Here is an 8377-nt window from a genome sequence, read left to right as displayed (position 1 = left end):
TAAAATACTGGCTTTAATAGAAACCCCCTACTCCCAAACGCATTAAAGTGGGGGTAACTGTAGTCTTAGTCCCCGTTTAACATCTTGTTATTATTAATTTAAATAAGTGTTGAACAGGCTTAATTTATGTTCTTATGGAAGTTATGTCCCCTTGCCTGGTCCGGCACACAATTTCCCAGGTTGATAATTTGGTCCAGTTCCTGAGTCAGTTTGTTGTACAAAACCCAATATATTTTTGTTGAATATTCAATTGGATATGTTATTATAAAGGGTAAAGTTATTCTACGGTCGAATAATCGCTGCACAGATCCTGCTTATATTCATTTTTTCAATAAGCTGTTACTCTTTTGCAGCGAATCAATATTTAATGTTAGCTCAGAGAGATAATTGATGTCTTGGTTTTACCACTACGTTAAAGAGACTCTGGCAGATAAATATGATGTTTATCTACAGGCATCTTTCACAAAACCGGGGGAATTTTGCTGTACAGGAGGATGTGATTCTATTACTTCTCTTAAAAGAACTACTAACAAATATTATATATGTGAAATAAAATCCATAGATGAAAACCCAATCACTTGGCTCAAACACCCAGATAATGAAGCAAAAAATAATCCTGAACAATTTGAAGTACGTGAATACTGGATCAAAAAGAATAAAACAAATAACGATGTGGCTATCAGTCATGAGGTCTTTGCATGGGCTTTTGTGATTACAGGTCAACTTGAACAGTATTTTTCAAGAAACTGCACTCTCAAATATAAGAGTCACAAAAAAATGCAAGGCTCAGAAAAACAGCAGGTTCCGAGCTTGCCTGCGAATAAAAAAAGAGCATTAATATTCGATTCTTATTATAAAGAAACTATACAAAAAACTATCAAAATATTAAATTTGACAACTTATAAAATTGAAGAAATCCATAATGGGAAGCGTTCTTGGCTGACAGTGTGTATATTGAAATTCGATAAGCCAGAAACAACAAACAATCATAGGTGGTTTATTAAAAAATGAGCCTGGACAAGGATGCGCGGAAAGGATGCCCACGCACCTATCAGGATGAGCGTTAGACGAACTGTAATTTTATAATAAAGGTTATAATGGACTCAGTGACTCAAATCGTTTTAAACGTTATCGGGGGTGCAATCACAGTAGGCCTGATCGAATTTGGGAAGTTTGCAGCTTCAAAATTAAAACTTCGTAAATTTAAAAATATTTTTGGCAATGATCTTTTTTCCCTATATGGATTACATTTAGTGTATGCTCAGCTCGCTCTACCTCCACAGCAGAATGAAAATGGTAGCATAAATACACATCCATATGTAAAGCCGAGTGAAGAAACGAGTGAAACCGGATTTTCAATTGAGAGACCTGTTAGCTCTTGTGAGCTCCGGGCCGCAAAGTATCTCTCTGAGATTATAGGAAAAGAAGCCAAGCGGAGTCCTGAACTGTCGTCTGACTTCGAACTACAAGAAAGATTAAATATTTCATTTGTTGCTTTCGGCGGACCATCATCAAATTATAAAAGTAGAGATCTTCTCACGAATGAAGGTAACAGCTTTTTGTCTTTTGGTGACAAAACTTTTATTACACAAAAAACAAATAGACCTTTACTGAATCATCGTCCTGGATTTGACTATGGAGTGATTATTAAAATTCACCCATCTCAATTTCAGGAGCGGATATGGCTGATTTGTGCTGGATACGGAGAATGGGGTTCTTCAGGCGCTTCCTGGTATCTTGCTCATAAATGGAATGAAATACACAAATTTGCAAAGGATAAGCCTTTTGCAATTATAGTCCAAGTGAGACCTGGCCAAGATGAGTCCACTGAACCCCTTATCAAGCTTAAAAGTTTTGAAGAAGCCGAACGTTTTGCGGACCAGCTTAGTTGATGCGAACTCTCATCTAACACATATGCAAATTAAGTTGACGTGAAAAAGCTGAGCGGTTTATCGTAAAGGCCGTGCAGGCTCGGAATGCTTATGGTACGCATCTTATTTGTAGTCGTTATTTTTTCAAAACTACTTTGATAAACCTGTGTATAATTTTATCATCTCTTGTCATCAACCTTATTTATTTTATTTATCAAACATTCTTTGAAAAACGTCACGAATCAGGCAAATTGTCAAGCAGTGTCAAGACCGTCCCCGGTTACTTTTAACATTTTCAGAGGGTTACTTTTATCACCCCCCTACACGGAACAAATTTTTGAGAATGACGATATAAAGCGGAACAGGCATACCGCAGGTAAAAATCTTAATTTTTTTCCTTTTGATAACAGATCAACCCGCACTGCAGGCAGCGTTTGGCCTCCTGGTCAGCCACCTCTTTGCTAAAGCCTTTTTCCATATCTTCTCCCATGACCATTTCCCTTGGTCCGCCCAGCGGCATGATCTGGCGGGGGCTTGGGATGACGTGATGGACATGGTCGACATTCTGAACCCAGGTTTCCACAGTTAACACATTGGGTGAATGGTCAATCGGCTTTCCGTACATAACATGATGGATGGCAGCAGCTGCCCGGCGACCGGCAGCGATTGCTTTGATGGCAGCCGTGTAGTCCGTTAGGTCATCACCGGGAGCCAGCAGCCCGAATTCGTCTTTATTGTCCGGCTTTTTGACCGTCTCGATAGCCTCCCACTGCAGAGGTCCGTTGTGCGGATCATCGGATATTTCTCCATCTTCATCTTCGGGCGCCTGGGGTTGAATTTTGCTAAATATGAGTTCGGGAAATCTCCCGGAACTGATCAGCAGCGTATTAACCGGCATATTTGCTGCAACCCGGGTGTCGAGTTCAATATACTCCACCTCGGTCAGATGATTTTCCTCACCCATAAGGCGGCTGATGGCGGTATTGAAATAGATCGCAATTCCTTCCTGTTTCAAAGTATTCACCACGTCGCTGTCTATGTCGCATTCATCCCGGTTTTCACGGAACAGCAGCTTAACTGATGATGCCCCCCCCTGTTGACATTTCCGGGCGGCATCCAGAGCCGGCTTGCCGCCGCCGACAATCACCACCTTCGACCCGCAGGTAATTTGATCTGTGTGCTGGATAAAATCGATCAAAAGGTGGGTATGGGGAATCGGCTGGACCTGCCAGGCGTCTGCCCCGCGTCCCAACCGGCTGTCCCACCCTCCGGTTGCCAGGAAAACGGTTTCATCATCTTTGAGCAGTCCGGTAATATCGAAATCCCGACCCAGCGCCTTTTCTGTTTCGATGGTGACACCCATTTCACGGATACCGTCGATATCCCAATCCAAGATTTCTCTCGGTAACCGATAAAAGGCGATGGCGCTTCGCAGCAGCCCGCCCGGTTCACTGGTGGCCTCATACACCTTGGTCTCATGACCCAGACGACTGGAAAAGAAAGCGGCTGAAAGTCCTTGAACCCCACCACCGATCACAGTGACCCTGCGACCGGTAGCCGGTGCTTTATAGGGCAAAATGCGTTGATGTTGGGATTTTTCGTAGTCGGCGGCAAAACGCTTGAGAAAATTGATGGCCACCGCTTCGTCGACGTACTGACGCCTGCATTCCTGCTCACAGGGACGCGGACAGATGCGTCCGATTACTGTGGGAAAGGGGTTGCGTTCCTTGATTACCTGGACAGCCTGCAAATAGTTGCCAAGCGTTATCTGGCGAATATACTCGCAGATATCGATGCCGGCCGGACAGGCGCGCTGGCAGGGGGTGGTACAATCTTCCGTGGTGTATTCGCGGATGATACGCCGTGTAACCGACGACATGGTAATGATGTGCTTGGGACAGACCCGCTCACACGTACCACAGCCGGTGCAACGCTCTTCATCGACTACCGGCAGCCCTTCGGGCCCCATGGTAATGGCGTTAAACGGACAGGCTCTGGCGCAAGTACCAAAACCCAGGCAGCCGATCGTACAGACTTTCATGCCGCCGCTCAGGTAAGCAGCCGCACGGCAGTCGTTCAAGCCACTGTAAATATATTTTACATCGGCATCCTGCACCCCGTAGGTACAGCCGAGTCTGGCAATATCCGGTTCTTTGGCTTCAATGGTTACCCCCATGATGGCAGCGATCGCTTCCGCCACTTCGGGTCCTGCCGCCACACATGAGTTAGGCGAGGCCTTGCCGGCCACAATTGCTTCGGCATTGGACGTGCAGCCCGGCATGCCGCATCCGCCGCAATTGGCACCCGGCAGGGCCTCATCAACTGCCAAAATTAACGGATCGACGTAAACATAGAAAACCTTGGAAGCAATAGCGAGTGCGATACCAAGCACCAACCCCAGACCGCCCATCATCATAACCGCTTCTACCATATTTCATCTCCCATTCATCAAATCGTTACGTCGTTTATTTCAACATGATAAACCTGATCCTTCAGCCAAAGCAAACATGTCAGGTCTTGATATAAAGCCAGTATTTCCCTTTTTTAGCCCTGAATCTGCGCTTCTTTCCAAGGCAAATCCAGAACACATTCTACAACAGGTGATCTGATCTCACACTAGGCCGCTGAGGATAATTTAACCGCACACACCTTGTATTCCGGTATCCCTGAAATCGGATCTAAAGCCGCATGGGTGAGTTTGTTAGCCGCAGCCTGTGCAAAATGAAAAGGAATAAATACGGTGCCATCCACAGCCTTTTTCGAGATTTTCACCCGGGCGCTAATACTCCCTCTGCGAGAGTCAATGTTTACCATGGCACCGTCGGTAAGTTTATATGTTTCTGCATCCTGACGGGATATTTCAACAAACGCTTCCGGAGCCCTCTCATTCAACCCATCTGATTTCATGGTCATCGTGCCGGTATGGAATTGGTAAAGCACCCGACCGGTGGTCAAATGTACGGGATATTCGTCATCGGTTTGTTCAGCCGGTGCCACCCATTCCAGCGCATGGAACAACCCCTTTCCCCTGGTAAATTGGCCGGCATGCAGGATGGGCGTGCCCGGGTGTTCAGGGGTGGGACATGGCCAGTGAATCCCCTGCTGTTCAATCCTTTCATAACTGATCCCGGCATAGGATGGTGTCACAGTTGCAATTTCATTAAAAATATCCTCACTGCTGTCATAGGACATGGAATACCCCATCCTGGTTCCTATTTCACAGATAATTTCCCAATCGTGTTTTGCCTGACCCGGCGGATCAACAGCCTTCCTTATCCTTTGCACCCGTCTTTCCGTATTGGTAAAAGTCCCATCCTTTTCCGCAAAGCAGGAGGACGGCAGCACCACATCGGCGAGTTGAGCTGTTTCCGTCATAAAGATGTCCTGGACCACGAGGAAATCAAGATTTTGCATGCTCTTTCTCGCATGGTTCAAATCCGGATCAGAAACCAATGGGTTCTCTCCGACAATATAAAGACTCTTTAGCTCTCCATCATGGGCTTGGGGAATCATCTGGGTGACCTGAAGACCGGGTTTTGTCGGAAGGTGATTCACCCCCCAGGCATCTTCCATCCGCTTGACAACAGCCAGATCGGTGACCGGCTGATATCCTGTCATAACATTGGGAAGGCCGCCCATGTCACAGGCGCCCTGAACATTATTCTGGCCCCTTAACGGATTGACTCCGCCTCCGGGAATGCCCAAATTGCCGCATAACATGGCTAAGTTTGCTAAAGATTTTACGTTATCCGTTCCGGTCGTATGCTGGGTAATCCCCATGCAGTAAAGAATGCTGGCATTTTTAGCCCCGGCATATAATCTTGCTGCTTCGATGAGGCTATGGGAACCAATACCGGTAATCCCTTCCACAAATTCCGGGGTGTATTTTTCAACCATCTTTTCCAGCTTCTCAAATCCCTCAGTTCTTTTTTCAACAAAAGTCCTGTCTAACAGATTTTCCTGAATGATCACATGCATCATTCCGTTGATCCAGGCCACATCGGTCCCCAGGTTTGGTCGTAGCCATAGATTGGCATGCTCGGTGATTTTAACTTTTCTAGGATCGATGACAATTAGTTTGGCCCCTTTGAAGGCCACCGCCCGTTTTATAAATGAAGACACCACCGGGTGGTTTTCCGTTGTATTTGAACCGGTAATGAGAATCACCTCAGCCGATTCAATATCTGCAATGGTGTTTGTCATAGAACCACTTCCGAAGGCTGCAGCCAGACCGGCCACGGTGGAGGAATGTCAGAGACGGGCGCAATGATCGATGTTGTTGGTTTTTAAAACAGCACGGGTGAACTTGTTGGCAATGTAATTTTCTTCGTTGGAAACACGGGCGGAGGTCAAAACCCCAATACTGTCTGATCCGGATTGATCTTTGATCTGCCCGAGCCGCTGGGCCACCAGGTCGAGAGCCTCGTCCCAAGATGCTTCCCGAAAGGCCCCGTCTTGCTTAATCAGGGGAACGGTCAGTCGCTTGGGATCGTTGATAAAATCGAATCCAAACCTGCCCTTGACACACAGGCTACCGTAGTTGGGCGACGACTCCTCGGCTCCGGTGATCTTTACAATTTTATTTTCTCTGACATGCAGATAGAGTTGGCAACCGACGCCACAGTAAGTGCAGGTGGTTTTAACCCGGGTCGTTTGCCAGGGCCGGACCTGGTAACGGGCGTTCTTCTCAACCAACGCTCCCACCGGGCAAACCTGGACGCATTCCCCGCAAAAAACACAAGCGGAATCCTTAAGAGGCTTGTCGCCGGGGGTCACGATTTTTGTTTCACTGGACCGGTAGCCAAAATCAATGGCATTGTTGACCTGAATTTCACGACAGGCCTTGACGCAACGCCCGCACTGGATGCAGCGTGAAAAATCTCTTACGATAAATGGGTTGACGGTTTCCATGGGATAGAAAGACCGGGTTTCCAAGGCCTGGCTGCCTACTACCTGATAGCGATAGGCCAGGTCCTGAAGTCGGCAGTCGCCCCACACCGGGCAGAGTTCACCGGCATCGTCTTCCTTTTGAACCCGAAGTTGGAACGATTCCCAGCTTTCACCGCTGTATCCGCTGATGGCACAGTTATGATTGCCTGAGGAAAGCATGAGCTGAATGATCGAACGCCGTGCCTCGACCACGCGAGGTGACTCGGTCTCCACGATCATATTGTCGCAGGCAGGAGTATCGCAGGCAGTCATCAGTTTGTCGGCACCCTCGATCTCTACCACACAGATCCGGCAGGCACCATGAGGAATGGTTCCCTCTAAATAGCAAAGGGTAGGAATATCAATATCATTTCGCCGGGCAACATCAAGAATCGTTTCACCAGCCTCAAATAGCAACTCGTTTCCGTTGATAACAATGCTCTTCCCTTTCACCATGACAGAGGTTTCTCCTTTGTGTTGTAAATTTCTTATGAGTCTATTTCTCTGGGGTCAGGCTCGTATTCTGGCTTTAACATTATCCTCCAGTGTATTCCTGCCCGTCAAAGCGAAGCGTAGATCCCGCTTTGGGAACCCTAAAAACTCGGGCAATCGTACCGGGAAGGTTGAAATTTGATCATAACAGATAAGCGTGGACTACGAAATTGAACATTTTGAAACTGTCTCAAATTTTAAGTTTGCAAATACCGTATTCAAAAATCTAAGTTTTAAGACAGATCGAACACACGCACCTGACTTCAGGAGAATAGCTAAAACGGCAAACAAAGAATCAAGTGCAATCCTTTTATCAAAGCGAGGATATCGGAAATAAAAATAAGGTCACCTGTAAGATGACTATTTAAGCAGGAAATTAATTTTTTTAAAAGATAAGTTTTTATTATTTCTGTGAGTTTTTTTTGGATGAATATCCGTCCGCATACCAACCTCCCCCTTTCAACTCAAAGCTGCATGCAGATATAATTTTTTTTGCTTCCTGATGGCATACGGGACATAATATTTTTTTCGTATCCATCCTGACCAACTTTTCGCTGACTGTACCATTGGGGCATTCAAATTCATAAACCGGCATTATATTTTCTCCCTGACACCCGTAAAGGCATATACTTCAATGAAATTTTTCTTGTTTTTTAGAACGCTGAAATTATATACTCATTTTCAGCCTTGTCAAGCTTAGATTTGGCTGTAGCAGACGTATTTAATAAAAACAGCTAAATCACTTTAAACTTATATTTGCCCTCTTATCTCCTTAGCCCTAAATGGGCTCCGACGGCATGCATTTATTTTATTGCCATGAAATATATTTATTGCAATTGTCGGTCATATTCAATTTGAATTAAATTTATTAAACAATAAATGCGGGTCAATTTATGTCATGATTTTATTAAATTAATATCTTTTTTATTTTACATGGATTGAATAATCGGATATAGACAATCGGTGGCATACAGCTTGCTTATATATAAGAATTTATAGTTTTTTCTAATTGGTATTTTAGAACTCAAGCTAGGAAATGCGCCTATGTTTTTTACTATTTCATTGTACGTGGCCCTGGCCATTAT

5 protein-coding genes are annotated in these 8377 nt (G+C 45.4%); 2 read left to right on the top strand and 3 right to left on the bottom strand.

The features are described 5' to 3' along the window. Nucleotides 1-390: 390 nt before the first annotated feature. Nucleotides 391-1011 carry a hypothetical protein gene (locus SWH54_07670; protein ID MDY6791130.1) on the top strand — a complete coding sequence of 207 codons (621 nt, stop codon included), beginning with the start codon at nt 391-393 and terminating at the stop codon, nt 1009-1011. A gap of 86 nt (nt 1012-1097) precedes the next feature. Then, nucleotides 1098-1892, top strand: a complete 795-nt coding sequence (locus SWH54_07665; GenBank protein ID MDY6791129.1) for a hypothetical protein — start codon at nt 1098-1100, stop codon at nt 1890-1892. Nucleotides 1893-2256: 364 nt separating this feature from the next. On the opposite strand, the gene SWH54_07660 is transcribed toward SWH54_07665, so the two are convergent. The 3 genes from SWH54_07660 to SWH54_07650 form a co-directional block, all read right to left on the bottom strand. Then, a complete protein-coding gene (locus SWH54_07660) occupies nt 2257-4302 on the bottom strand; it encodes an RnfABCDGE type electron transport complex subunit B (protein ID MDY6791128.1) in 2046 nt (681 codons plus the stop codon). A gap of 185 nt (nt 4303-4487) precedes the next feature. Further along, nucleotides 4488-7256: a formate dehydrogenase subunit alpha gene (gene fdhF / locus SWH54_07655; protein MDY6791127.1), complete on the bottom strand. Its 2769-nt coding sequence runs from the start codon at nt 7254-7256 to the stop codon at nt 4488-4490. Between the two features lie 439 nt (nt 7257-7695). Then, the gene (locus SWH54_07650) at nt 7696-7887 is read right to left on the bottom strand and encodes a zinc ribbon domain-containing protein (protein ID MDY6791126.1); all 192 of its coding nucleotides are present in this window, start codon (nt 7885-7887) and stop codon (nt 7696-7698) included. Between the last annotated feature and the right edge of the window lie 490 nt (nt 7888-8377).

The organism is Thermodesulfobacteriota bacterium, from assembly GCA_034189135.1.
In the GTDB taxonomy this organism is placed as follows: domain Bacteria; phylum Desulfobacterota; class Desulfobacteria; order Desulfobacterales; family JAUWMJ01; genus JAUWMJ01.
This window is presented reverse-complemented; position numbering and strand designations above follow the sequence as displayed.